Source organism: Corallococcus sp. NCSPR001 (assembly GCF_017309135.1).
Lineage (GTDB): Bacteria > Myxococcota > Myxococcia > Myxococcales > Myxococcaceae > Corallococcus.
On sequence record NZ_JAFIMS010000002.1, the window covers coordinates 6,186,325 to 6,211,025 of the forward strand.

Sequence of the window (24,701 nt, forward strand, 5' to 3'; positions counted from 1 at the left end):
GGCTCCTCGGGAGGCGGGAGAAGTGGCGCGGCGGCGCCTCCCAAGGAGTTTGAGCGTAGTTAACTTTTAAAGTCCACATTCATGGACTCTAAAAAGCAATAACCGCACCTGGGCAAGAGCGAAGCCCGCCCCTGCGCCGAGCACTACCGACAGCATCACAGCCAGGACAGGGACGGAGCGCGACTGCTGGCGGAGCACCTCGTTCTTCCTAGAAGCGGCACAGTTCGCGGGCCGTAAGGATGCAGCGCTCCGTGGACAGCCAACATCCTTCGGACACCGCCACCATGCGCCCATCCTGAAGCGTCACTGTGACACGGGCCACGTCCAACACTTCGCCTTCCGCACGCGCACTCACTGTGTCGTAGCTCGGCGTAACCTGAAGCATCCCCTCATCTAAATCAGATAAGTCCGAAGGTTTCTCGGAAGACGGCGTGCTCGCGAACGAGTTGCGCGAATCGCTCCACCAACGGGCGGAGTCGTTCATCGCTCATGCGCGGCATGGCCATGAAATAGTAGGTGCCTTGGGTGAAGAGAGAGTGCGTACGCCGCTTCACCGTATTCACCCTCAAATGCTTGTCGTAACCCGGTGCCTCGCCCGCGGCTCCCAGCAGCGTCAGAAGAACCTGGGCCAGGGCACTGACGAGCAGCAACCTGTCTCGACGCTTGGGCGTCTTCACGCGCACCTGCTTCAGCCCCATGCCAAACTTGAGGTCCTTCACGTCCCGGAACGTCTCCTCGATGGTGAATCTCCGGGCGTAGACGTCCAGCACCTCCTGGGCCGTAGCTTCCGTGAGGCTTGATGAGGCTGGCCACGAGCGTCTCCTGGTCGTCCTGCTCGAAGTCCGTCCAGTCCAGCGCGATGACCGCCTCGGTCCGCTCCGCCAGCACGAAGGGCACCCAGGACGCGAAGAGCTTCCAGACGCCGAAGCCTCCATTCGACAGCAGTCGGTCCACCTGCTTCACCGCGCGCTTGGACGTGACGTCCTCTCCACGCGCCCACGCCATGGCCTTGCCGATGGCCGCCACCGACAGGCTCGCCGCCTGCACCGCCCCCAGCGTCGCGTGCGACAGGGACAGGATTCGTTTGACGTGCAGGTCGTCCTCAAACACTTCCGTCAGGAACGCCCGCACCTGCTCTTCGTCGATGGCCACCTTGCGCGTCATGGTGGCTGCCTCTTTGCACTGACACCAGCGCCCTCGCACGCAGCCGCCGAGCGAGCGTGGGCTGATCAACTCGCTAAATGAGGGGATCCCTCAGCTGCCACTCCTGTGGGCGAACTCCTTCATCTTGCTGATAGGTCCACGAGGGTAAAGAGTTGAAACAGGCTGTTCGTCTGCGGGATCGGCACGTCGCGGCCACTCTGGACGAAGAGTCGATGACGTCGTTAACGGTCACCTTTCGGCCCCATGGAGGAAGCGTGGCACCGTGTACGAACAGCAACTCGCGTCCGAGAGAAAACCTCCTTTGTGGCAGGTGCTGCAGTCCGGGCCCACTGCAACTCAAGGCCGGGACGCTGGTGAACGTCCCGTGCGCCCTCTCGACGAACGCTTGGAACTATCCGTTCCGCTTCGCGAAGTCGTCCATGAAAGAAACCAGCGTCTTCACGTGGTCCACGGTCACCGCGTTGTACAGGGACACGCGGATGCCTCCTGTGATTCGGTGGCCCTTCATTCCGACCATGCCGGCCTTGGCGCCTTCGGCCACGAAGGCCTCTTCCAGCTTTTCGTCCGGCAGGCGGAACACCACGTTCATGTACGAGCGTGACGCCTTCTCCACCGGGGCCCGGTAGAAGCCCGCGTTGCGGTCGATGGCCGCGTACAGCAACTCTCCCTTCTCGCGGTTCCAGGCCTCGATCTGCTTCAGGCCTCCCACTCCCTTGATCCACGCGAGCACGTTGCGGCAGAGGTAGATCGAGAAGGTCGGGGGCGTGTTGTAGAGCGAGTTGTTCTCCGCGTAGGTCGCGTAGCGGAAGATCTTCGGGATGTCCTTGCGGCCCTTCGCCATGAACTCCTTGTTCACCAGCACCAGGACGATGCCCGAGGGTCCGATGTTCTTCTGGGCTCCCGCATAGATGAGCGCGAAGCGGCTCACGTCGATGGGCCTCCAGAGGATGTCGGAGCTCATGTCCGCCACCAGCGGCACCTGCCCCACTTCCGGGAAGGTGTGCCATTGCGTCCCGAAGAGCGTGTTGTTGCTCGTCATGTGGACGTAGGCGGCCTTCGGATCCAACTGGAGCTCGGCCTGGGTGGGGATCCGCGTGAAGCGCTTGTCCTTGTCCACCGTGTTCGCGGCGATCCGCGGCGTGCCGTAGTAGCGCGCCTCGTCCACCGCCTTCTCGCTCCAGCCTCCCGTCACCACGTAGTCCGCGGAGCCTCCCTGGGGCAGGAAGTTCATCGGCACCTGCGCGAACTGCTGCGAGGCGCCTCCCTGGAGGAAGAGGACCTCATGCGTGTCCGGGACGGCCAGCAGCTCCTTCACCAGGGCGATGCCCTCGTTGTGCACGGCTTCGAACGCCTTGCCCCGGTGGCTGTGCTCGATGATCGACATCCCCGTGCCCTGGAAGTCGAGCAGCTCGTCCCGGGCCCGCTCCAGCGCCGCCGTGGGGAGACCGGCCGGGCCGGGATTGAAGTTGATGACGCGCATGGCTTGTCCTCTGGGAAGTGAAGCGCTCCGGCATTCTCGCCCGTGGGGCTCCGGGGGTCATCTGCAACGTGGGCTCTGTCGGACGGTGGCCTTCGTCCGCCCGGTGGGGGTGGTAGCGTCCCGGGTGTGTCCCCTACTCCTTTGGCCTCCGCCTTTCTCGCGGCTCCTGGCCGCGCGCCTGCTTCGCTTCCGGAGCCCTCGCGTCTGGAGGAGCTGCTCCGTGCTTCCGTCGACCGCGCCCGGGCTCGCTGGCCCGGGGTGGAGCTGGAGCCGCTCTCCTTCGTGGCGTTCGTCGCGGAGCGGCTGACGTCTCCGACGGCGCTCCTGGAGGCGCTCGAAGGGGCCTCGCCTGCCTTGTCGGAGCTGTACCTGGCCTTCGGGTGCCTGCGACATGACCGCGCCGCGCTCCAGTTCTTCGAGGACTGTTACCTCCGTGACGTCGGCGCGTTTGTGTCCGGTGTGGACCGCTCGCCCGCGTTCGTCTCGGAAGTCCGGCAGGGGCTTCGGGAGAAGCTGTTCACGGGTGAGCCGAAGATCGCGGAGTTCACCGGGGGCGGCGCGCTGGGCGGATGGGTTCGGGTGGCGGCGCTTCGCATCGCGCTCAACTTGAAGCGCTCCGAGGCCCGGGCCGACTCCGCCGCTCAGGACTCCGTCGAGTCCGCGTTCGGTGAACAGCTGGGGCCGGAACTCGAACACCTGCGCTCGCGGTACCGCGAGGCCTTCACGGAGGCCGTGCGCGCGGCTTTGGGTGAGCTGTCCGACCGGGACCGCACCCTGATGCGCCTGTACCACGTGGAGGCGCTGTCCCTGGACGCCATCGCGGCGCTCTACCGCGTCCACATGTCCACCGTGTCCCGGTGGCTCAGCAGGGCGCGGGAACAGGTGGCGGAGACCACGACGCGGCGGCTGTGCGAACGCCTCGGGGTGGGCGCTTCCTCGGTGGACAGCATCGCGGCGCTGGTCGTGAGCCAGGTGGACCTCAGCCTGACGCGGCTGCTCGGTCCGGGGGGCTGAACTTTCGCTGCAAGGTATTTCCCGGCCGGTGTCAGGGCGTCGAAAGGCCCCTCCCGGGCTTCACCGAGGAAATCCTCATGCGCGTCCGTTCCTGGCTGTCCGTCATCACCCTCGCCGCCACCGTCTCCGCCTGCGAGCCGTTCCCCGACGATGCCCCCTCCATCCCCACCGAGGTGCAGTGGCCCGGCGAGAGCTTCTTTCCGGAGGGCATCGCGGCCTCGAAGGACGGCACGCTCTACGCGGGCAGTCTGGGCACTGGCGCCATCGCTCGCGTCAAGCCGGGCTCGCTGGGGGCCGAGGTCTTCGTCCCGGGCCGGCCCGCGTTCGGCGTCTACGGGCTCGAGGTGGATGAGGCACACGACACGCTCTGGGCCTGCACCTACGACGACCTGCTGCTGCCCGCGCAGGCCTCGTACCTGAACGGGTATGCGCTCTCCACGGGCGCCCTGAAGGCCAGCCACGCCATGCCCAGCGAGGTCAGCTTCTGCAACGACGTCACCGTCGATGTCGCGGGCAACGTGTACGTGACGGACTCGTTCGGGAACGCGATCTTCCGCCTGGCCGTGGGTGGGACGGCGCTCGATACGTGGTCCGCGGATGCCGCGTACGAGCCCTCCGAGCCGGGCCTCATCACCCTCAACGGCATCGCCTACGACGGGGCCAACCGGCTCTACGTCGTGAAGAGCGACACGGGCGCGCTGTTCTCCATCGACATCCAGCCGGATGGCAGCGCGGGGGCGCCCGTGACCATCCCGGTGACGCCGGCGCTGGAGACGCCGGACGGGGTCGAGTGGGTGGACTCGGGCCGGCTGTTCGTCGTGGAGAACACGCCGGGACGGGCGTCCCTGGTGACGCTCGGTGAGGGCGCTGGCGCGAAGGAGGTGCTCGCCAACGGCTTCGTGGAGCCGACCGCCGCCGCGCTCACAAAGGACGGCGCGTGGGTGCTGGAGTCGCAGATGGGGTTCTTCTTCGGCACGCCGGGGACCCCGGCCCTGCCCTTCCGCGCGTACCGGGTGGCGGTGCCCCCTCTTCTGCCCTGAGCGCGAACGCTCATAGAGTCGCGCCCCACCATGTCGGGATGTCCGTCCGAGGAAACGATTCTCGCCTTCGTCGAGGGCCGCCTGCCGTCCGAGCAGCGCGGCCTCGCCGAGGCGCACCTGTCCCGCTGTGACTCCTGTGGGTCGCTGCTCGCGGCCGTCGCGGCGACGTGGCACGCGGAGGGCCGGTTCGGGGAGTCGGCTCCTCCTCTCCGCGCGTTCGCTCCTGGGGAGCAGGTGGGGCCGTACGTCATCGTCGACCATGCGGGCAGTGGCGCGATGGGGGACGTGTACCGGGCTCGCGATGGGCGGTTGGGACGGGACGTGGCGCTGAAGGTGCTCCCGGTCCGGTTCGCACAGGATCCGGAGCGCCTGGCCCGCTTCCGACAGGAAGCCCGTGCGGTGGGCGCGCTGTCCCATCCCCACCTGCTCACCCTGTTCGACGTGGGCACCCATGAGGACGTGCCGTACCTCGTCACCGAGTGGCTGGAGGGGGTCACCCTGCGGACCCGCCTGATGCGTGGGCCTCTGCCTCCGGAGCAGGCGCTGCGGCTGGGCATCCAGCTGTCGCAGGGGCTCGCGGCCGCGCACTCGCGTGGCGTCATCCACCGCGACCTCAAGCCCGCGAACATCTTCCTGTGCTCGAATGGCAGCGCGCGGATCCTCGACTTCGGGCTGGCCCGGCTCACCGAGCGGACCGAGGAGGCCTCGCTCACCCAAAGTGGAGCGATGGTGGGCACCGCCGGGTACATGGCTCCGGAGCAGATCCGCGGGCAGGGCGTGGATGCTCGCGCGGATGTGTTCTCGCTCGGCGCGGTGCTTCATGAGGCCGTGAGTGGTTTTGCTCCCTTTGGCGGTGACAGCCCGGTGGAGCGGATGAGCGCCGCGCTCCGCGATGCGCCTCCTGTGCTTCCGGGAGAGCTGGGGACTGTGATTGCACGCTGTCTGGCGAAGGACCCAGGCGAACGGTTCCAATCCGCGCAGGACCTGGCCTTCGCGCTGGAGTCCATCGTGGCTCGCGGTGCGCCCCTGGCCTTGCGGCGCAGGGGATTCCCACGCCCTGCCCTGCTGGCGGCCGCTGCGGCCTTGCTGCTGCTTGTCGCCGGTGGCTTCCTGGTGTTTGGACACAGACCGACGCCCGTGGCGGTGCCCGCGGCGCAGGCTTCACGCCCGACGTACCGCCCCGTCACGTTCCGCCGGGGCCATGTGCTCAACGCCCGGTTCTCCGCGGACGGACACACGTTGATCTATGGCGCTGCTTGGGAGGGCGGCCCCGCGGAGCTCTACAGCGCGCGCACGGAGCGTCCGGTGTCACAACCGCTGGGACAGCGCGCGGATGTGCTCGCCGCGTCTTCCAAGGGGGAGCTGGCGGTGCTGCTCGAGCCGCGGTTCTTCGACGCCGACCATGGCAGCGGGACGCTGGGCTTGATGCCGCTCGCGGGCGGCGCGCCCCGGGCCGTGCTCGATGGCGTGCTGGAGGCGGACTGGGGACGTTCGAATGGACCGCTCGCGGTGGTGCGCCGCGTGGGCGAGAGCTTCCGGCTGGAGCAGCCTCCCGGCACGGTGCGCTTCGAATCCCAGGGGTGGATCAGCCACGCACGCGTGTCTCCTGACGGCGCGCGGCTCGCGTTCCTGTTCCATGAGCATCCCAAGGACGACCGGGGCGGAGTCTGGGTGCTGGAGAAGGACGGTCCGCCCCGGGAGCTCTCTTCGGACTGGGCGAGCGTCCGGGGCCTGGCTTGGGCTCCGGATGGCAAGGAGGTGTGGTTCACCGCCTCCCGGACGGGCGTGGACTCCGAGCTGTTCGCGGTCGACCTGAACGGCACGACGCGGCCGGTGGATCGGATCGCCGGGCGGATGGTGCTGCATGACATCTCCCAGGATGGCGCTGTCCTGGTGGATCACCCGATGATCCGTACGGGGCTGTCATTCGGGCACGCGGGCGCGGAGCGGGACCTCACCTGGTCGGACTCGTCGTTCATGACGGACATGTCCCGCGACGGCAAGACGCTCCTCTTCGCCGAGGGCTCGGAGGTGGAGGGCCCCACCTACGGCGCCTATCTGCGCACCTCCGATGGCGCGCCTCCGGTCCGACTGGGCGACGGCATCCCCATGGCGCTGTCTCCGGACGGCAAGCAGGTGCTGACGGTGCGCTACGGCGAGCGGATGGAGTTCCTGCTGCTGCCCACGGGCGCGGGAGAGCCCCGGTCCTTGTCGCTCGCGCCTGTCACCACGGTGCTCACCGCGCGCTGGTTCCCGGATGGGAAGCGGCTGCTCCTGCGCGCGCACGAAGAGGGACGTCCTGCACGGCTCTGGGTCTTCGAACCCGGCGCCGGAGCCCCCAGGCCCATCACGGCGGAGGGCATGGGCCTCACCGCGGCCATCTCTCCGGACGGCTCACGGCTCGCGGCGGTGGACGCGGCGGGAGACCTGCGCGTGTTCTCCGCGACGGGCGAGGCGCAAGGCACCGTCCCCGGCCGGTTCACGGATCAATGGGTGGTGGGCTGGGACGCGAGCGGAGCGGCGCTCTACCTGCGCAGCGTCTCGCTCCCGGTGCGCATCTCCAGGGTCGACGTGAAGACCGGCGTCAGCACGCCGCACCTGACGCTCCCCGCGGGAGGCGTCATGCCGGGCCTCATCTCCGTGATGACCCTGGCGATCTCCGAGGACGGCAAGTCCTACGCCTACAGCTACAACGAGGCGCTCTCCCGGCTGTTCCTGGTGGAGGGATTGGCTGCCGGGCGGCACTGAAAGCATCCGAGAACCGCGCCGCTCCGGACCGTGCCGAGCCGGGCCGCGCGGTTCCCGTCACTTCACTTCACATCAGGCGCTCTTCAGGTTCTCGTTCACGAAGTCCCAGTTCACGAGGCTGTTGAGGAAGACCTCGACGAACTTGGCGCGCAGGTTGCGGTAGTCGATGTAGTAGGCGTGCTCCCAGACGTCGACGGTGAGCAGGGCCTTCTTGCCGTGCTTCATCGGCAGGTCCGCGTTGGACGTCTTCATGATGGACAGCTTGTTGCCATCCTTCACCAGCCACGCCCAGCCGGAGCCGAACTGCGTGATGGCGGCCTCGGTGAACTGCCGCTTGAACTCGTCGTAGGAGCCGAAGTCGCGGTCGATGGCGGCCGCGATGTCACCCGTCGGCTTGCCACCGCCGGCCGGCTTCATGCAGTTCCAGAAGAAGGTGTGGTTCCACACCTGGGCGGCGTTGTTGAACACGGCGCCGTCGCTGCTGAGGATGACTTCCTCCAGCGACTTGGCGGCCTCGGGCTTGCCGGCGGTCAGCTCGTTGAGCTTGTTGACGTAGGCCGCGTGGTGCTTGTCGTGGTGGAACTCCAGCGTCTCCTGGCTCATGTGAGGGGCCAGCGCGTCCTTCTTGTACGGGAGCTCGGGCAGCGTGAAGGGCATTTGGGGTGCGTCCTTTCCAGGTTCAGTGAGGTTTCAGCTACGCGTTCGCTACTTCGGGGCGGGCCCTGGCTCCGGGTGCGCTGTCAGCGCGCGATACGCCCGGTTCCAGTAGAGCAACGGTTCTCCGTCTACTCCCCGCTGGATGCGCTCCACACGGCCCACCAGCAACAGGTGATCGCCGTAACGGTGCACATCCAACAGAGTGCACGCCAGACCCACCAGGCTGTCCCGCACGAAGGCTCCTTCGTCGAACATCCGGCCTTCGGCCTCCCCCTTCGCGCAGTGGACCGACACGTCGCGTTGGATGGTGGACAGCACGCTCACACTGAAGCGGCGGGCGGCCTCCACCCGCGGAAGCGTGCGGGAGGACTGCTGCAGCGCCAGGACGATGAGCGGAGGCGTCAGGGAGAGGGAGCTGAAGGAGCTGATCGTCGTCGCCGCGATCCCGTCCGCGTCACGGACGGAGACCACCGCCACCCCGCTCGCCCACCGGGACATCGCCTCCCGGAAGTCCAGGGCCGACACCCCTTCAGTACCGCTCTGAGTCATGTGCCGGTCTCTACCACCCGGCCCGCCACCCGGTCAGCACTTCCTCCAATCCATTGGCGGAATACCAATGGGGTGGCAGGGAGGTGTCTGTCAGGCCACAGGGCGTGGTACCGAGACGGACCCTTAGACTTCCATTCATAACCCCACCAGCGATGGGGTGGGAATGCAGTCGTTCGGGCGGTCGCACAGCCACGTTCATCCTCCTGGTTTCAACTGGTCCCGCGCCTGGCGGTATCGACTTCGGTGACAGCCGTTCCCGGGTGGCCGCTGGCGCCGCGTGCGATGAGGCCCAGCACGGGCTTATCGACGAGGCGGGCGGTGGCGCGCGCGTTCGGCTCGTCCATCAGCGCGGAGACCCGTGAGTCCACGCAGCAGCGGTACAGGTGGTTCAGGAGGTCGTCGCGGCGGCGCAGCTGCGGCTGGAAGAAGAAGCACTCCTCCTGGAACACGAGCGTGCGGCCCCGGGCCCAGGCGCCCTCCACGGGCACCAGCGCCTGGGAGCGCTGCCTACCCACGCGGTAGCCGTCCTCGCAAGGAGCCCAGCACCACCACGTCGCCGGGCTTGAGGCGCGAGGCCGCCGTGACGGAGCCGCGCAGCGCCGGATCCAACGGACCCAGTGAGCACCAGAAGCCTCCAGCGCGTCTCCGCGACCTGCGTCCCGGTGGACTGCGCCAAGGTCGCGGTGGCCACCACCTCGCCCATGAGCCGGGTGTCCACCTGCTCGTAGCGGACGATGAGCCGCAGCACGGGTTGCCCCTGCGCCATCAGCACGGCCACCGGCAGCGTCTGCGCGGCCACGGCGCCTGCCGCGACACGCAGCCCCAGCGACAGCGCCAGTCCATCCGGGGCCGGATTGTCGGCGTGGAAGGGGTCGGGCACGGCGAGCGTGGGGTAGATGAGGACGGAGGCGGTGCCGGTGCCGGACAGGAATGGCACGCGCGAAGGCCGGTAGCCTTCATCCACGTAGCCATGCGCGGCGAAGACACGCACGTCGCCGCTGCGCAATGCCACCCGGCCCTGCCAGAGCAGTCCGCTGAGGATCTCGCGAATCACGCGAAACGACCCTTCAGGGCAATGACATGTCTGGTTTCAAACTGCTGCGTCACGGCACCCCCCGGCACCCCGCTGAAGCCGCCCATCTCCCGCTGTGACACGCGAAGGGCGGCGACAATGAACCAAGACATCAGCCGGCGTCAACACTGCACGTTTGTCTGGCTTTTGGATTCTGTGTGTCTATTCCGACGGCGGTCTCGACCCTCGGGGCGGGTGGGACGGGATGGACGTCCGCTGTGTCACACGCCACCTTCCAGGGAGAGGGAGCGGCGGATGCGATTCGTGGACTTCGTAGCCCTGGCCGCTCAGCTGTTCGAGGCCGCGGGCGTAGGCACGATGGTGGTGGGAGCGGGGGTCTCCGTGGCGCTCGTCCTCCGGGACGCACGGAGCGCGCCGCGCGCGCAAGCGTACCGTCAACTGCGCCACTACCTGGGCCGCGCCATCCTGCTGGGATTGGAGCTGCTCGTCGCGGCGGACATCATCCGCACGGTCGCGGGGGCACCCACACTGAGACAGGTGGTCATCCTGGGCCTCATCGTCCTCATCCGGACCTTCCTCAGCTTCACGCTGGAGGTGGAGGTCGACGGCCGCTGGCCCTGGCAGTCCCGGCCACGCAACGAGGACGGTGCCGGTCCTCGTGCGTGAGACGGGTTGGAGAGGGCATGCCCTCCAGCCTGTGCCAGGGGGCGCGGCCAGGCGGCAGCCGCGCCTCCGGGACGGTGTGGATTGCCCATGGATGCTGGCAATGCACACCCTCCAGGTCAGGCCACTCCCATGGTGGGAAGCGGCGTCACGGGGCCCTGCCTCCAAGCTCGCCGGGAAGGCCGGGGTCAAAGGAGGCGTGCGTGGAGAGCCCCGGCGCAAGCTTCGACCCGGATACCATCGATACCCTCTCCGACGCGCACTCCCGGCTGCTCCTCGAGACGCTGGTGGCGAGCACGCCAGTGGGGCTCGCGGTGGTGGACATGGAGCAGCGCTTCGTCCAGGTGAACGACGCGCTCGCCGCCATGAACGGCCTCCCGCGCGCCGCGCACCTGGGGCGCAAGGTGCAGGACATCGTCCCGGAGATGTGGCCCACCCTGCGTCCCCAGTACCAACGCATCCTGGAGGGCGGGAGCGCGCAGACGGTGGAGGTGGTGGGCGCCACCTCCAAGGAGGTGGGCGTGGAGCGCCACTTCCTCGTCAGCTACTACCCGGTGCGCACCAACGCCGGGGTGCTCCTGGGCATCGGCGTCATCGTGGCGGAGGTCACCGAACAGCGCAGGGCCCATGACGCGCTCCAGGCCAGCGAGCAGCGCTACCGCTCCCTGGTGGAGGCCATGGCGCAGCCGGTGTGGTCCACCAACGCCCGGGGCGAGGTGGTGGAGCCCGCGCCGCGCTGGATGGCCTTCACGGGCCAGACGCAGGCGGAGCACCTGGGCCTGGGCTGGCTCTCCGCCATCCACCCGGACGACCGAAAGCGCGTGGTGCGCGGCTGGGTGGAGTCCCTGCGCACGAAGACGTCCTACCGGGGCGAGTTCCGCCTGCGCTTCCACGCGGGAGGCTACCGGGACGTCGTGGGCCGGGCCGTGCCTGTGTTCGGGAACAAGGGCGCCATCCGGGAGTGGGTGTCCACGGCGGAGGACATCACCGAGCGCAAGCAGGCGGAGGCCCAGGCGGAGAACGAACGCGCGCGGCTGCGCTCCGTGCTCACGAGCGCCCCCGCGTCCATCGCCATCCTCTCCGGCGAGCGGCAGGTCTTCACGCTGGTGAACCCCCTCTACAAGGTGCTGTCGGGAGGCGCGGACCTGATGGGCACCTCCATCCGGGATGCCGTGAACGAACGGGGCGTCGAATACTCGCGGCTCCTAGAGAAGGCCTATCACCAGGGAGAGTCGTTCATCGAGAAGGAGGTCCCGGTCGTCGCCGACTTCCAGGGCGACGGGGTCCCGTCGACACGGCGGTTCGACGTGGCGTACCAGCCGCTGCGGGACGTGCAGGGCCAGGTGGACTCCGTGCTGTCGTTCGCCGTGGACGTGACGGAGCGGGTGGAGGCCCGCAGGAAGCTGGAGGAGTCCGCCGCGTCGCTGAGGAACCAGCAGCAGTGGCTGGAGGCGATGCTGGACCGGACGCCCGTGGCGATCATCCTGGTGGAGCCCCGGACCGGCCGCATCATCTTCGCGAACCAGATGGCCCGGCAGATGGCCGGCGGCGAGTTTCCCGGGGGCCTGCGGGAGGAGAACTACACGGGAGGCGAGCACCGCTTCACGGACGAAGCGGGCCGGGAGCTGGCCATGGAGGAGATCCCCGGCATCCGCGCGCTGAGGGGCAATCCCGTGCACGGGGAGCCGGTCGTCTGGCACACGCCCACGGGGCAGTACTCCCTGCTGGTGGAGGCGGGCACCCTCCCCGCCCAGCACGGTCATCCGGAGGCGGTCCTCCTGGCGCTCCAGGACGTCACCGAGCTGCGCAAGACACAGGCCCAGCTCCAGCACGCCGTGTCGCTCCGGGACGAATTCCTGACGGTGGCGTCACATGAATTGAAGACGCCGCTGACGCCCTTGCAGCTCAAGCTCCAATCCCTGGTCAAGGACGCACAGACGGAACAGACGCTGGAGTCGCTGCGGGAGCGCGTGGTGAAGACCGCGGAGACCATCTCCGGGCAGATCCGCAAGATGACCACGCTCATCAACGATCTGCTGGAGGTGACACAACTCACCGGCCCCTCCGCGCCGCTGCAACTGGAGGACGTGGACCTGACGGACGTGGTGCGCGACACGGTGGAGCGCTTCCAATCCCAGGCGGCGAAGGCGGGCTGCGAGCTCATCATCCGCGCGACACCGGGTGTCATCGGCCGCTGGGACCGCCACCGGCTGGAACAGGTCGTGAGCAGCCTCTTGTCCAACGCGTTGAAGTACGGCACGGGGCACCCGGTGACGATTCGCGTGGAGCAGGCCCGCGGCCGGGCGAGGCTGAGCGTGAGGGATGAAGGCATTGGCATCGCGCCGGGGAGCCTCCAGGCCATCTTCGAGAAGTTCACCCGCGCCGTGTCGACACGGCACTACGGCGGTCTGGGATTGGGCCTCTTCATCACCAGACAGATTGTCGAAGCCCACCACGGCACCTTGCGCGTGGAGAGCCAGCCGGGCCACGGCGCGACGTTCATCGTGGAGCTGCCGTCCCCCTGAGCCGGAACACCAGGACCGAGCAGGTCGCCAACCCCATGCATCAGGGCCGGGCCGACCCCATTGCCTGCTCACCTCGCGGCGTATCGCTATGTTTCGTATCGCTGTCTGGGTATGATGTCCGCCGGGGGAGCGCGTCCCGCGCCATCATGCCCATGCCCAAATTCCTGTCAGTGCACGGCGCCGCCGCCGCGGTCCTGTTGAGCGCCCTGCCCGCCTGGGCCCAGTCCGCCCTGCCCGGCTTCGAATTGGAGCACCTGGAGATCAACCCCGGCCGCGGCACCGCGGTGATGCGCAACGGCGAGCTGCTGGTGCCCGGCGGCATGAGCCTGGGGCTCGTCGGCCAGTATCAGCAGCTGCCGCTGGTGCTCCTCAACGGCGAGCGCCGCCTGGAGGCCGTGCGCAACCGCGCGTCCTCCGTCCTCGCGGGCAGCTACGGGGTGCTGCCGTGGTTGGAGGTGGGCGCGCAGGTGCCCGTGGTGTTGTGGCAGCAGGGGGATGATCCCGCACCCCTGGGCCTGACGCCGCTGGCCGCGCAGGGCCTGGGCACCCCGGAGATCCAGGCGCGCCTGGGCCTCCTGTCGCGCCGGGACGACCACCCCGTGGACCTCGCCATGGACCTGGGCGTGGGCCTGCCCATCGGCAGCGCGGCGGTGCTGGGCCGGGACCGGGGCCTGCGCGTGCGCGCCCTCGCGGCCGTGGGCACGCAGGTGGGGTTCCTCAAGCCCGCGCTGGAGGCCGGCGTGCTGCTGCGCTCGCGCAATCCGCTCTCCGCGCCGAGCGCCTCCGGGCAGACGCTGGAGATGCGCCTGGGCGCCGGGGTGACGACGGCCGGACAGGGGCTGCGCGGCGAGCTCGCGGTGAAGGCCGCCTTCGCGTCGGACATGAACCAGCCCTCGGTGGAGGTGCTCGGCGGCGGGCGCATCCCGCTCTCGGAGGGACTGGAGCTGCACGCGCTCGCCGGGCCCGGCCTGGGACGCACGCCGGGCACGCCCATCGCCCGGGTGCTCCTGGGCGTGTCGTTCCGCCAGGAGCCGCCGCCCCGGATGGAGGTGCTCCCGGAGCCCGTGCCCCAGCTGCGCCTGGAGGAGTTCCAGAAGCCGCCGGAGTACGTCCCGGACACGAGCGTGGAGCCGGTGCCCACCCGCGAGCTGCTCCCCCCTGAACCCGCGCCGTCCTCCTCGCCATGACCTTCGAGCCACGCGTCGTGCTCGCCGCGTTCGACGGCACCCAGCCGCCTCCGGAGAGCGTGCCGGCGTGGCTCGCGAAGAGCTGGGAGGATCCGGACGGCTTCGCCGCCGCGATGGCGCCCGTCCACGCTGGACGCGGCACGCCCTTCAAGAGCCGCACCGGCCAGCACCACGACTTCTTCCACGACCTGGTGTCCCGCCACGCCACCTCGGACCGCATCGCACTGCGCGCGTACTCGCGGACGCAGGGCTGGCGCACGCTGAGCTACCGCCAGCTCCAGGAGCAGGCCGCGCGGCGGGCCACCGGCTGGGCGGCGCTGGGGGTGAAGCCGGGCGCGAAGCTGTGCCTGATGCTGCCGCCGGGCCCGGAGCTGATGGTGTCGCTGTGCGCCGCGCTGGGCCTGGGTGCGTGCGTGAGCCTCCTGCCGCCCGGGGCCCGCGCCTTCGTGGCGCGCCGGCTGGACGCGCTCGCGCCCCAGCACATCGCCGCGGAGCCGCACCAGGCGCCGCTCCTGGGCAAGCACGCCGCGCGGCTCTTGCCGCTGCAGACGCAGGTGCCGCCCGCGCTCGCGTCGTACACGTACAAGCCCGCGGAGCTGGTGGGCCTGCTCTTCTCGCCGCTGGCCAACCCCAGCGACGTGCCCGTGCCGCTCACCGCCGGGGACGCGTGGCGGAGCGCGCTGGTGGACGGGCTCTTGACCTTCGGCCTGAACCCAGGGGACCACCTGGCGGCGCCGGGCTTCCATCTGCTCCAGCACCTGCCGGCGCTGTACTTCACCACGCTCCTGCGCGGCGCGACGTACCTGCACGTGGAGCCCGCGGACCTGGAGGTCTCTCCCGCGCTGCTCACGGAGCACCCCGTGCGCGCGCTGGGCCTCACGCCCGCCATGCGCGACCTGGTGGCCCGCGCCCGGCTTCCGCTCAAGAACGTGGGCCTGTGGTTCAGGGATCCGCAGGCGCCCTTCGATTTCCAGGCCTGGCGCGACGCGCTCAAGGCCACCGGGCTGGCCAGCGTGCCCGGCGGCAACGTGTGCGTGGACCCGGCGTGGGGCGGCGCGGTGCTGTGCTCGCACCGGCGCGTGGCGGCGGACGTGCACACGGACATCGCCCCCGCGCCCGGACGCGCCTGGGCGCTGCGCGACTTCACCGACAGCGGGCAGGACGCCCCGGGAGACACGGGGCTCTTCACCCCGCTGCCCGACGCCGGACGGCCGCCCGCGCACGTCGTCCTGACGCGGGTGCGCGGCCAGTACCACCACTTCGGCGGGCGCGAGCCCCGGCGCGAGGGCCGGGTGTTCCTCTTCGCGGAGGTCTCGGACGCCCTGCGTGAGCCTCCTGGCCCCCGGCTGGACGCGGTGGGGCTGGCCGTGCCGGTGAGCGGCATGGCGGGCGCGTACCGCGGCGTGTTGCTCGTCTTCACCGGCGACCTGCCCCCGGGTGTGGAGGTCAGCGAGGCGGACGTGCGCCGCCGCATCGAGCAGGCCCTGGGCGCGGACGCGCTGCCGGACCGCATCGAGCGCTTCGCGCTCCACGCGCGTCGCCAGGACGGTCAGCAGGACGGGCCGGTGGATGAAGAGTGGTGCCGCGCGCAGTACCTCACGGGTTCCCTGAAGCTGAAGTCGGGAGACCCCTTGTTCCAGGCGCTCACGTCGCTGCGCGCCCGGGTGGAGTCACGCTGATGGGAATCCAGGTCGTGTCCGGCGCCATGCTCCAGTGCAGCTTCGGCGTGGCGCCCTCCTCGCTGGTGGTGCCGCCCGTCAACCAGGTGAACGCCACCGCGCCAGCGGCCACCATCATGGACAACATCCCGGGCATGAACGTGCCGCCCTTCGGCATGTGCCAGTCCCTGGCCAACCCCACCGTGGCCGCCGCCACCGCCGCCGCGATGGGGGCGCTCACCCCCATGCCGTGCATGCCCGTGCTCCCCGCGCCGTGGACGCCGGGCTCGCCCACGGTGCTGATCAAAGGCAAGCCCGCGCTCACCGACAAGTCCATGTGCACCTGCGCCTATGGCGGGATGATCAAGATCAACGTGCCCGGCCAGACGACGATGCAGGTGAAGTGACTCACGGCAGGGGCACGTAGCGCAGGGGCGCCTCGCGCTGGGGCAGGCGCACCTCCAGCTCCACCACGTCCTCCGCGCTCCAGATGGCGAACAGCTCCACCAGCCGGCCGCACAGCAGGTCCACCAGCGGCAGCAGCGACGCGTCCATGGGCCCGAAGCCCAGCTGGTACACGTACTTGAAGCCCGCGGCGCTCCGCGCGAAGGGCTTGGACTTCACGGACACCTCCGTGAGCGACGGCAGCAGGTCCCGGAAGTGCCGCTGCGTCCGCACGCCCAGCACGTCCAGGAGGAACAGCAGGTCCTCGCGCCCCAGGAACCGCTGCGTGCGCAGCGCCAGCAGCTGCAACAGCGCCTGCTGCCCGTGCTCCACCGGGTTGTCCCCGCCGGGCGCCACCGCGCCCACCAGGCTCCACGGCACGCCTTCCAGGAAGCGGTCCGCCAGCACCGGCCGGTAGCCCCGCGCATCGAAGCGCGGCGGCAGCGGCTGGTGCCACAGGCCGTCCACGCCCAGCCGCACCGGCTTGAGGAACGCGTCCGGCATGTCCAGCGCCAGCCACGACGTGCGCGCCAGGCCCTGGCCCTCGTGATCCAGCTCGTACGTCTCCGCGCCTCCAGAGATGGCGCCCGGGCGCAGGGGCACCATGCCCTTCGGGGTCAACTGGTACACGCCCGTGGCCGTGTTCAGCCGGAAGCCCATGGACGAATCCGGGTGCTGCACCGCGTGCCGCTCCTTCGTGCCGTCGTGCTCCACGGGCGCGGCCATGGCGCGCTGCAGGTTCACCACCGCCACCGCGTGCGGCACGAACGAGTCCGGCCCCACCACCAGCTCCGACGGCCAGCGGCCCGCCATGCGCAAGGTCAGGGTGAAGCCCTGCCAGTTGCGGGGGGCCGGCGGGACGCGGGCCTCCAGGAACAGCTCCTGCTGCGGGAAGTGCAGCAACTGCCGCAGCCGCTGCAACGGGTGCTCGGACGGCTCACCATCCGCGGGCACCGGCCGGGGCGCGCCAAAGCGCACCGGGCCCGAGTGCGCGTCGAAGGGCTTCACCTCGTGCTCCGCCGCCCCATCGTCGAAGCTCACGGTGGCGGAGCGCACGGAGCTCTTCAGCTGGAAGAACACCGCCAGGGACGCCCGGAAGTCGTTGAGGTGGTTGATGTGCAGCCGCACCTCGCCCGGCGAGTCGTTGCGCGGAAAGCCGCCCTCGAAGACGAGCCGCAGGAGCGCGCCGTCCTCGCCCTGGCGCTCCAGCCGCGCCTGGGTGAGCCGCACGGGCAACAGCCGCACCGGGGACAGCGTGCGCAGGGAGAGCGGCCCGGTGGGACCGCCGCCCGGGCCCGGGTTGAGGAGGAAGGGCGTGCCCCGGGGCAGCTCCGCGGCGTCCACGAAGCGCGCGTCCGGCTCCGCGCGGAACATGGCCATGGCCGGGATGGGATGGAGCAGGTAGGCGAAGTGCTGCTGGAACAGCCGCAGCGTGCTGCGCTCCAACGCGCGCTGCCCCGCCCGGCGCGTGCGCGCGGTGAACAGGGCCATGGCCTCCGTGAGCCGCCGCACGTCCGCGTCCTCGCCATCCAGCGGCGCGGAGGGGTGCAGGGCCGTGTAGCCCAGGCGGAACTTCTCCAGCGCCTGGAGCTCCTCCAGGAACGACGCGTAGAGCGCTTCATCCATCCGCATGGCCTACTCCCCCTCCTGCACGCGCAGGAACATCCGGCCCTCGGTGACTTCGATGAGCTGGGTGTCCTTCTCCAGGGTGCGCTGGATGCGCAGCATGGGCTTCGAGTCCTGATACAGGTGCTGGATGGACGTCTCGCTCTTGTCCGTCTTGCCGAGCAGCAGGTGGTTGCCCTGCGACTCCTTGGGGAGCCGCGCGCCGGGGCGCCACTCCAGGAAGCGGTCCATGCGCGCGTGCTGGTAGTCCAGCGACACCAGCACCCGCGTCCCCTTGTCCGCGGGGAAATAGAAGTGCCCGGGCTGCTGGTGCGGCTCATAGGGGCAGCGCACCTCCTTGTCCCACAGGGGCAGCTTCACCCGGTACGACTCCACCGACGTCTCTTCGTCCTGGCGGATCTGATAGGTGCGCTCCGGCTCCCCGCCCTCTTCACTGACCACCCGCCCCTCCGCGAGGAAGGGCCAGCGCGGCGGCCGGAAGCGCGGGCGCCGGAAGGTGGGATCCGCGGCCTCCTCCAGCGTGGCCTTCAACTTCAGCGAGTAGTCGTTGGTGGCGCTGTCCGGGTCGTGCGCGGCGTCGTCCTCCACGGCGCGCGCGTCCATTTCCAGCGTGTGGAGCCGGTACTGCTTGCCGTGCGTCGCGGCCTGCGTGCTGAACTCCCCCAGCGTGTAGAGCCCGTTGAGCACCAGCGACGCGCGGGGGTAGCTCGCGAAGGACAGCCGCACCTCCGGACCCTCCATCTGCTGGCGGTTCGTCTCCAGCGTCACCCGGTCCGTGAGCGTGTCCTCCAGCGTGGAGGTGACCAGGCATTCGGTGAGGACGCCCGCGATGGCGTCCGCGTTCTCCACCGCCTTGCGCTTCGTGCCGGCGTCCACGTAGCTGTTGAGCACCGACAGCGCGTCCCGCCGCGGCTCCGGGTAGCGCAGGTCCACCTCCGCCACCTCGTCGCGGGTGAACACCAGCGCCTCGCCGCCTTCGGGCTTCGCGGCCGCGAGCGTGTACTTCCCTTCCGCGTAGTCCAGGAACATGCCCGCGTGCATGCGCGCCTGCACCCAGTGCAGGAAGTCCAGGAAGCTGGCGCCGGAGTCGTCATCCGCGCCCAGCCCCAGCGCGTGGAGGCCGTGCTTCGTCCCCGCGGCCTCCCATTCGTAGGCCACATCCAGCCCCCCGGGCGTGTTCGCCTGGATGACCGCCTGCAGCGTCTCATCCACCCACACGCCGCTGGGGAAGTGGCGGCGCCACAGCATCGCGGCCGGGTCCACCAGGCGGATGCGGTAGCGCCGCTGCATCACCGGCGCGTCCTTCACGTTCGCCAGCGAGCGCTCGCGGACGTGGCGCTCCTCCACCCGTCCCATGAGCTTCAGCGGCAGGGCCTCCGCGCCCTCGCGCCCCTCCGCCTGCGCGCCGTAGCGGCGGTCGATGGTCAGCGTCGCCGTCAGGGGCTTGGTGTCGGTGAAGGGGGTGAAGAGCGTGTCCTCGTCGCCGCTCTCCTTGCACATCACCCACCACTCCACCTGGGCCTCGAAGCCGTAGGAGTGCGCCTTCACCGACAGGCGCTTGATGCTGCCCGAGGGCAGCGTGAAGGCCTCGTCACCGGCCTTCAGGTCCAGCGTCATCTTCAGCTGTTCGGTGAACTTCATGGGTCGTCCTCCCCCGCGTCCTCTTCCGGAGGCCGTTCGCGCAGGCGGCGCGAGCCCGGGTCCAGCAGCAGGTCCATGGGCTCGTGGGAGTCACGCAACAGCAGGCGCACCACCAGGCCGGGCGCGCCGCCGGCCGAGGCGGGCGCCTCGTCAATGGACACCACCTCCACGCGCGGCTCGTAGCGCGACAGCGTCTCGCGGATCTCCGCGCCCAGGCCCGCCACGCGCTCCGCGTCCGAGCGGAACCCCGTCTCCGTCAGCCCGAAGCCGGGCAGCACGGAGGCCGCGCCCCGCTTGGCCTGGAACAGGTGGCCCAGGTTGCGCAGCACGGCCTCACGCGGCGTCTCCACCACCCCCAGGAACTTCCGGTGCAGAAAGCCCACGGTCCCCTCCCCGCCTAGCGCCCGGCTGCCTTCGGCGTGCCCATGCTCATGCCCTGCCGGTCGCCCTCGGCGCGCGGCGGCGCGGCCACCGGCACGGACGTGTCGCCCAGGAAGATGAGCTGCCGCAGCGGCTTGCCCTCCGCGCCCGGCAGCCGCTCGTAGCCCAGCTGCCCCCGAGGCCCCAGGCGCACGGTCCGCCCATGCGCGAGCACCGTCAGCACCACCTCCAGTTGCATCCGCGCGGGGGCGAGCAGCGGCAGGATGTGCCGGTGGAAGCGGTGGCGCACCCGCGCGGGCCAGTCCCGCCCGCGCATGTCCGCCTCCTCGTCCGCGAACACCTCCACCTGGAAGCCGCTGATGTCCGTCGCGTACGTCTGGCCCAGGATGCCGGTGCCATCCAGCGGCGTGGGGCCGTGGGCAGGCCGCATGCCGGAGAAGCGCGTGCGGAAGGCGCGGCGGACACACGTCACGCGCAGCTCCGGGAACACCTGCTGGAACAGCCACTGGAGCGTGGCCTGCGAATCCACGCCCACCATGCGCAGGTAGAAGCCCTTCGTGCGCTCCCAGTCCCCCACCAGGCCCGTGTCCCGTTCAGGGTGCAGCGCCTCCACCAGCGCCAGCAGCAGCCGGTGGTCGAAGAAGCGGATGAAGTCGAGGAACGGCTCCGGCTCCGGCAACTGCTCGGCCACCTGGAGGAAGTAGCTGGGCAACAGGCCGGGCGTGGCCAGCAGGCCCAGGTTGAGCGTCACCACCACCCGCCGCACCGGGGAGACGTGGAACGTCACCGCCTCCACCAGCGACGCGGACGCCACCGGCTCCGGGTTGCTTTCGAAGAGCACCCGGTCCCGGCCATAGCCCTGCGTCTCCAAGAGCCGCAACAGCGGCCCCAGGTCGAAGTCCTTCGCGCGGGCGCGGATGCGCCGCTCCAGCGGGGACAACAGCGGCGTGGCGCCGATCATGACCGGGGCCGCCTCACTCGCCCGGCCCCACGAAGGCGCCCAGGTCCACCTGGTAGAACTGCGCCAGGGTGCGCCACTCCATGGTCTCCTTGCGCTCCCAGTGCTCCTGGATGTCCCCCACGTGGCGGTTGAGCAGCGCGCCGAACGACGAGAACAGCTCCGGCAGGTAGCGGCGCGGGTCGAACTCCTCCAGCGTCCGGAGCACGTCGTCGCTCACCATCGCGGCCTTCTGGAAGTCGCCGCGCTCCACCAGCACCTCGAAGGCCTTGAGCTTGTCGCACAGCTCCAGCAGGTGCACCGACCCGCGCAGCTGCAGCGGCCCCGTCGTGCGGGGGAACGGCGAGGGCGGCGTGGCCGCGGCCGCCGCGGAGGCCTTCGCGCCCCGTCCCTTCGCGGGGGCGGCGGGCTTCGCGGGCTCCGGGGCCGGCGCGGGAGCCGCCGCGCGCTCCTGCGTCGTCTCCTTCAGCCACAGCCCCAGCCCCGACAGGCCCTGGGCTCCGTTGCGGAACGCGGGGCCTTCCAGCGCGCCCTGCAGGGCCTGGATGCCGCGCAGGGCGTCCTTGCGCTTGGCGTCCGTGAAGCCCTTCGTCCACGCCTCCCAGCCCGCGTCCCTCTTGCCGTGGTGATACTTCAGCGCGCTCAGCAGCGTCTGGAACAGCCACGTCAGCGCCTTGTTGAGCAGCACCGCGGACTTGGACTTGTCCTTCCCCTCGCCTTGCGCGGCCTCCTCCGCCGCCGCGCGCGCGAGCGACGCCAGCACCTCCATCACCTCCGGCAGGCGCGCGAGTCCGTCCTCGCGCAGCGCCACGAAGAGGTAGTTCGCCGAAAGCCGGACCTCGTAGACCCCCTCCGCGTCCAGGGCCTCGATGGCGTCCGCGGCCTCCGCGTAGGCCTCCCGCTGCACCAGGTCCGCCACCGTGAGGAAGCGCGGGTCATGCGACTCCAGGCGCTCCAGCGTTCCGCCCTCCACGGGGCGCAGGCACAGGCTCAGGTCTCTCATGGTCTGTCTTTCCACTTCATGTTACATGTCTTTCATTCACAAGGACAGACACTCCATGCCCATCGCCAAGCCCGATGTTCTCGAAATCGAATGCAACTGGCAGACCGGGTTTCAATACCGGCCCGGCTTCCGGGGCGCGCTGGGGTACCTGCTGGAATGGAACGGCTGCGGGGGGCTGAACCTGGCGAAGGACCTCACCCTGTTCTCCCCCACGGTGGGGGACTTCGGACCCAAGGCGCAATGCATTGGCCTGATTGAACGGCTGTCCATGAATGGTGCTTCCGGCCCCCTGGAGTTCACCGTGTACGTGGGCCGCGTCACGGCCGCGAACGTGCTCAACCACTTCGCCAAGCCCCTGGACAACCTGCGCCTGAAGCTGGCGTGGGCCATCATCGACTTCGATGAAGCGGGTGACACCTGGTTCGAGGCGGCGAAGCTGAAGAGCCCCGCCTCCGCCGAGGCGCTGATGGACACGGAGAAGGGCCGCCCCAAGGTCTTCCTGGACAACCAGCCCGCCACGCTGGGCGAGGACCTGGACATCCGCTTCCACCGCTTCCAGTTCCGGGTGGTGCCCGCGCCCAAGAAGAGCACCACCCTGGAGTTCGCCACCAACTCCCAGGAGCGCCGCGTCACCAAGTGGGGCTCGGACAAGTAGCCCCCAAGCGGAAACGGGGAAGGCGCTGTGTCCGCCCTCCCCGCCCGCGCTTCAATCCCTTACGACTGGCTGCCTTCGACGTAGCCCCAGGCGTACACGTCCTTGTCCATGGAGTTGTGGCCGTAGTGGATGTTGCACAGGTGCGCCTTGTCCGGGATGAGCTGGAAGGTCATCTGGCAGAACTTGACGTCCGTGACGCCCACGTTCTCCGGCTCACCCACGTGCAGCATCACCTCGCTGCCCTTCTGGTTCAGGCGGGCGGACATCTCGTTGGCGGGGCCACCGGCCTCGTCACCCAGCGGATAGCACTTCTCGAACCACTTGCCCTGGGCGCTGTCCCACTCGCAGATCCAGAACTTCAGCTGACGGATCTCCGTGTTGGTGATGCCGGTGAAGTCCGCCTTGTTCTCCGGCGAGATCAGCACCGTGAAGTCCATGGGGTCGAGCTTGCCGCCCTCCCACTGGAGCTGGGTGATGAGGCCCACCGCGCGCACGGCCTTCTTCGCGCCCACGTCCTCCAACTGCACACCGGCGTAGGCGGGATCGCCCACGAACGGGGTGTAGAAGAGGCTGCTGCTCTTGGGGAAGGAGCCGTCGTCCTTGCCCATCCCCTTGATGTCCAACAGGTAGCCCACCGGGATGTTCTTCTGGGGGCGCTGCTGGATGGTCTGCTGCCAGTCACACGAAATGCCAAGCGGTCCATCACCCATGGTTTCGGTCCTCCAGTTTGCTGCGGGGTTTGTCAGCCGAGCCGCGCATCCACGCGAAGGTCCACGTTCATGCCTTCGAACTGGATGTGCGGGAGGACGGAGAGGTTGCAGTGGTACCAGCCCACCTTGCCGGGCACTTCCGCCACGGTGAGGTTGTAGGCCTTGAAGGGGTAGTAGCGCAGCGTCAGGTCATCCGGGTTCACCAGCGTGGTGACGTACCGGGAGATCCACCGGTCCAACTGCTGCTGCATGTACGCCGCGTTGGCCGTGCTGCCGATGTTCTCGCGCATGATGGCCTTCACGTAGTGCGCGATGCGGCTGATGGAGTACGTGTAGGCCAGGTTCGTCACCAGCTGCGAGTTCTCCGAGTCCTTGGCGTCCTCGAACACCTTGGGCTTCTTGAGGGACTGGACGCTGAAGAAGACGGCCTCCGCGCTGCCCTTCTTGTGGATGAGCGGGATGAAGCCGCCGTTGGCCAGCTCCAGCTCGCGGAAGTCCGGGATGGACATCTCCACGGGCAGCTTCATCTCCTCCTCGCCGCGCAGGTGCGTCAGGTGCACGGGCAGGCCCGCCACCAGGCCGCCGCCCTTGGGGCCGCGGATGTGCTGGCACCAGCCGCTCCCCGCGAACGAGCGCACCAGGTTGCGCGCGAACAGCATGGCCGCGTTGCCCCAGAGGTACTCCTCCTCCTTGTCGCCCTTCACCGCCTCCGTGAAGTTCATGCCCGGGGCCGGGTAGGTCTCCGGGTTGTAGGGCGGCCGGACGATGTAGCGCGGCAGCGTGAGGCCCACGTACGCGGCCTCGTCCGTGTCACGCAGCGCGTTCCAGGCGGAGTACTTGGGCGAGTCCAGCAGGCTGGACACGTCACGCAGTTGGGACACCTCCTTCATGGTGTCGCAGCCGAAGAAGCGCGGGGACACGGACGCCACGAACGGCGCGTGGCTGGCCGCGGCGATCTTCCCCATCGTCTTGAGCCACAGCATGTCCTGCGGCGTGTTGGCGAACTCGAACAGGCCCACCAGCGCGCCGTAGGGGGCGCCGCCGTACTGGTCGTACTCGGCCACGTACAGCTTCTTGAAGAACTCCGAACCGGCGACGTCCGCCGCGTTCGTCTCCAGGTCGCTGTAGGCCTCCTCCTTGGAGACATCCAGCAGGCTCAGCTCGATGTTGGCCTTGAAGTTGGTGTTGCGCACCAGGTCGTTGAGCGCGGTCCACTGCGCCTCCACCTCCTGGAACTCCGGCGCGTGGAGCACGGCGTTGAGCTGATCCGACACCAGCGCGTCGATGGTGCCCACGAGCTCCTGCACCGTCTGCTTGTCGAAGCGGCCCTCCTCCGTGTCCATGTTGTGGACCATGGCCGCCAGGCTGGAGACGAAGCGCTCCTCGGGGGTGGCGTCGTCGGGGATGACCAGCAGGTCGGTCTGGGCGGAGGCGTCGCGCGCGGCGGGCACGGAGCCCAGGCGCACGCTGTTGAGGAACAGCGGAAGGTCCAGGGGCACATCGGCCACGGCGGTCGTCGCGGTGGGGGAAGACGCAGGAGTGGTGGGCATGGAGAAAGGCCTCGT

Annotated in this window: 20 protein-coding genes and 1 pseudogene; 9 read left to right on the forward strand and 12 right to left on the reverse strand. The window is 69.5% G+C overall.

The window, feature by feature from the left end; genetic code table 11:
• Window positions 1–398: 398 nt before the first annotated feature.
• Together JYJ93_RS26695 and serC are read right to left on the reverse strand one after the other, a co-directional pair.
• Window positions 399–1,164 (reverse strand): annotated as a pseudogene (locus JYJ93_RS26695) (hypothetical protein).
• Window positions 1,165–1,555: 391 nt separating this feature from the next.
• On the reverse strand, window positions 1,556–2,644 hold the full coding sequence (gene serC, locus JYJ93_RS26700; protein ID WP_206796362.1) for a 3-phosphoserine/phosphohydroxythreonine transaminase: 1,089 nt from the start codon (window positions 2,642–2,644) through the stop codon (window positions 1,556–1,558).
• A gap of 141 nt (window positions 2,645–2,785) precedes the next feature.
• On the opposite strand from serC, the gene JYJ93_RS26705 reads away from it, so the two are divergent.
• The 3 genes from JYJ93_RS26705 (at window position 2,786) to JYJ93_RS26715 (ending at window position 7,446) form a co-directional block, all read left to right on the forward strand.
• Window positions 2,786–3,658 carry a sigma-70 family RNA polymerase sigma factor gene (locus JYJ93_RS26705; RefSeq protein ID WP_206796363.1) on the forward strand — a complete coding sequence of 291 codons (873 nt, stop codon included), beginning with the start codon at window positions 2,786–2,788 and terminating at the stop codon, window positions 3,656–3,658.
• 77 nt (window positions 3,659–3,735) lie between these two features.
• Window positions 3,736–4,698: an SMP-30/gluconolactonase/LRE family protein gene (locus JYJ93_RS26710; protein WP_206796364.1), complete on the forward strand. Its 963-nt coding sequence runs from the start codon at window positions 3,736–3,738 to the stop codon at window positions 4,696–4,698.
• A 30-nt stretch (window positions 4,699–4,728) separates the two neighbouring features.
• Complete coding sequence (locus JYJ93_RS26715) at window positions 4,729–7,446, forward strand: serine/threonine-protein kinase (protein ID WP_206796372.1); 2,718 nt, start codon at window positions 4,729–4,731, stop codon at window positions 7,444–7,446.
• Window positions 7,447–7,518: 72 nt separating this feature from the next.
• Here the strand turns inward: JYJ93_RS26715 and JYJ93_RS26720 are convergent, their stop codons facing one another.
• The 3 genes from JYJ93_RS26720 to JYJ93_RS26730 all read right to left on the reverse strand — a co-directional run bounded on the left by JYJ93_RS26720 (window position 7,519) and on the right by JYJ93_RS26730 (window position 9,167).
• Entirely contained in the window at window positions 7,519–8,103 is a 585-nt protein-coding gene (locus tag JYJ93_RS26720; RefSeq protein WP_206796373.1) for a superoxide dismutase, read from the reverse strand.
• A gap of 48 nt (window positions 8,104–8,151) precedes the next feature.
• Window positions 8,152–8,652 (reverse strand): flavin reductase family protein, encoded by a 501-nt coding sequence (locus JYJ93_RS26725; protein ID WP_206796374.1) that lies wholly within the window; start codon window positions 8,650–8,652, stop codon window positions 8,152–8,154.
• A gap of 209 nt (window positions 8,653–8,861) precedes the next feature.
• Window positions 8,862–9,167 (reverse strand): hypothetical protein, encoded by a 306-nt coding sequence (locus JYJ93_RS26730; RefSeq protein ID WP_206796375.1) that lies wholly within the window; start codon window positions 9,165–9,167, stop codon window positions 8,862–8,864.
• Between the two features lie 812 nt (window positions 9,168–9,979).
• Between JYJ93_RS26730 and JYJ93_RS26735 the strand changes: the two genes are divergently transcribed.
• The 5 genes from JYJ93_RS26735 (at window position 9,980) to JYJ93_RS26755 (ending at window position 16,125) form a co-directional block, all read left to right on the forward strand.
• Window positions 9,980–10,351 carry a DUF1622 domain-containing protein gene (locus tag JYJ93_RS26735; protein WP_206796376.1) on the forward strand — a complete coding sequence of 124 codons (372 nt, stop codon included), beginning with the start codon at window positions 9,980–9,982 and terminating at the stop codon, window positions 10,349–10,351.
• A 200-nt stretch (window positions 10,352–10,551) separates the two neighbouring features.
• Window positions 10,552–12,873: a PAS domain-containing sensor histidine kinase gene (locus JYJ93_RS26740; RefSeq protein ID WP_206796377.1), complete on the forward strand. Its 2,322-nt coding sequence runs from the start codon at window positions 10,552–10,554 to the stop codon at window positions 12,871–12,873.
• A 146-nt stretch (window positions 12,874–13,019) separates the two neighbouring features.
• Complete coding sequence (locus tag JYJ93_RS26745) at window positions 13,020–14,060, forward strand: hypothetical protein (protein ID WP_206796378.1); 1,041 nt, start codon at window positions 13,020–13,022, stop codon at window positions 14,058–14,060.
• A complete protein-coding gene (locus JYJ93_RS26750) occupies window positions 14,057–15,739 on the forward strand; it encodes an AMP-binding protein (protein WP_206796379.1) in 1,683 nt (560 codons plus the stop codon). The genes JYJ93_RS26745 and JYJ93_RS26750 overlap by 4 nt, the downstream gene beginning before the upstream one ends.
• Window positions 15,739–16,125, forward strand: coding sequence for a DUF4280 domain-containing protein (locus tag JYJ93_RS26755; protein WP_206796380.1), 387 nt, complete (start codon window positions 15,739–15,741; stop codon window positions 16,123–16,125). Before JYJ93_RS26750 ends, JYJ93_RS26755 begins: the two co-directional genes overlap by 1 nt.
• 1 nt (window position 16,126) lies before the next feature.
• On the opposite strand, the gene JYJ93_RS26760 is transcribed toward JYJ93_RS26755, so the two are convergent.
• Genes JYJ93_RS26760 through JYJ93_RS26780 form a run of 5 tightly spaced genes read right to left on the reverse strand, consistent with a single transcriptional unit; the run spans window position 16,127 to window position 21,771 of the window.
• Window positions 16,127–17,794: a type VI secretion system baseplate subunit TssF gene (locus JYJ93_RS26760; RefSeq protein ID WP_206796388.1), complete on the reverse strand. Its 1,668-nt coding sequence runs from the start codon at window positions 17,792–17,794 to the stop codon at window positions 16,127–16,129.
• 3 nt (window positions 17,795–17,797) lie between these two features.
• Entirely contained in the window at window positions 17,798–19,429 is a 1,632-nt protein-coding gene (locus JYJ93_RS26765) for a hypothetical protein (protein ID WP_206796391.1), read from the reverse strand.
• Window positions 19,426–19,812 carry a GPW/gp25 family protein gene (locus JYJ93_RS26770; RefSeq protein ID WP_206796399.1) on the reverse strand — a complete coding sequence of 129 codons (387 nt, stop codon included), beginning with the start codon at window positions 19,810–19,812 and terminating at the stop codon, window positions 19,426–19,428. The genes JYJ93_RS26765 and JYJ93_RS26770 overlap by 4 nt, the downstream gene beginning before the upstream one ends.
• Before the next feature lie 14 nt (window positions 19,813–19,826).
• Window positions 19,827–20,771 (reverse strand): hypothetical protein, encoded by a 945-nt coding sequence (locus tag JYJ93_RS26775; RefSeq protein ID WP_206796408.1) that lies wholly within the window; start codon window positions 20,769–20,771, stop codon window positions 19,827–19,829.
• A gap of 13 nt (window positions 20,772–20,784) precedes the next feature.
• Window positions 20,785–21,771 (reverse strand): type VI secretion system protein IglI family protein, encoded by a 987-nt coding sequence (locus JYJ93_RS26780; RefSeq protein ID WP_206796410.1) that lies wholly within the window; start codon window positions 21,769–21,771, stop codon window positions 20,785–20,787.
• A gap of 55 nt (window positions 21,772–21,826) precedes the next feature.
• Here JYJ93_RS26780 and JYJ93_RS26785 point away from each other — a divergent pair, with 55 nt between their 5' ends.
• Entirely contained in the window at window positions 21,827–22,426 is a 600-nt protein-coding gene (locus JYJ93_RS26785; RefSeq protein WP_206796412.1) for a hypothetical protein, read from the forward strand.
• A gap of 59 nt (window positions 22,427–22,485) precedes the next feature.
• On the opposite strand, the gene JYJ93_RS26790 is transcribed toward JYJ93_RS26785, so the two are convergent.
• Window positions 22,486–23,136, reverse strand: coding sequence for a hypothetical protein (locus JYJ93_RS26790; RefSeq protein ID WP_206796414.1), 651 nt, complete (start codon window positions 23,134–23,136; stop codon window positions 22,486–22,488).
• Window positions 23,137–23,168: 32 nt separating this feature from the next.
• A complete protein-coding gene (gene tssC / locus JYJ93_RS26795; RefSeq protein ID WP_206796423.1) occupies window positions 23,169–24,686 on the reverse strand; it encodes a type VI secretion system contractile sheath large subunit in 1,518 nt (505 codons plus the stop codon).
• Window positions 24,687–24,701: the final 15 nt, after the last annotated feature.

Coding starts and splice junctions, on each gene's coding strand:
- JYJ93_RS26760 (WP_206796388.1), bottom strand. CDS start 17,794: ATGCGGATGGATGAAGCGCTCTACGCGTCGTTCCTGGAGGAGCTCCAG.
- JYJ93_RS26755 (WP_206796380.1), top strand. CDS start 15,739: ATGGGAATCCAGGTCGTGTCCGGCGCCATGCTCCAGTGCAGCTTCGGC.
- JYJ93_RS26780 (WP_206796410.1), bottom strand. CDS start 21,771: ATGAGAGACCTGAGCCTGTGCCTGCGCCCCGTGGAGGGCGGAACGCTG.
- JYJ93_RS26735 (WP_206796376.1), top strand. CDS start 9,980: ATGCGATTCGTGGACTTCGTAGCCCTGGCCGCTCAGCTGTTCGAGGCC.
- JYJ93_RS26785 (WP_206796412.1), top strand. CDS start 21,827: ATGCCCATCGCCAAGCCCGATGTTCTCGAAATCGAATGCAACTGGCAG.
- JYJ93_RS26750 (WP_206796379.1), top strand. CDS start 14,057: ATGACCTTCGAGCCACGCGTCGTGCTCGCCGCGTTCGACGGCACCCAG.
- JYJ93_RS26715 (WP_206796372.1), top strand. CDS start 4,729: ATGTCGGGATGTCCGTCCGAGGAAACGATTCTCGCCTTCGTCGAGGGC.
- JYJ93_RS26725 (WP_206796374.1), bottom strand. CDS start 8,652: ATGACTCAGAGCGGTACTGAAGGGGTGTCGGCCCTGGACTTCCGGGAG.
- tssC (WP_206796423.1), bottom strand. CDS start 24,686: ATGCCCACCACTCCTGCGTCTTCCCCCACCGCGACGACCGCCGTGGCC.
- JYJ93_RS26775 (WP_206796408.1), bottom strand. CDS start 20,771: ATGATCGGCGCCACGCCGCTGTTGTCCCCGCTGGAGCGGCGCATCCGC.
- JYJ93_RS26765 (WP_206796391.1), bottom strand. CDS start 19,429: ATGAAGTTCACCGAACAGCTGAAGATGACGCTGGACCTGAAGGCCGGT.
- JYJ93_RS26720 (WP_206796373.1), bottom strand. CDS start 8,103: ATGCCCTTCACGCTGCCCGAGCTCCCGTACAAGAAGGACGCGCTGGCC.
- JYJ93_RS26710 (WP_206796364.1), top strand. CDS start 3,736: ATGCGCGTCCGTTCCTGGCTGTCCGTCATCACCCTCGCCGCCACCGTC.
- serC (WP_206796362.1), bottom strand. CDS start 2,644: ATGCGCGTCATCAACTTCAATCCCGGCCCGGCCGGTCTCCCCACGGCG.
- JYJ93_RS26745 (WP_206796378.1), top strand. CDS start 13,020: ATGCCCATGCCCAAATTCCTGTCAGTGCACGGCGCCGCCGCCGCGGTC.
- JYJ93_RS26790 (WP_206796414.1), bottom strand. CDS start 23,136: ATGGGTGATGGACCGCTTGGCATTTCGTGTGACTGGCAGCAGACCATC.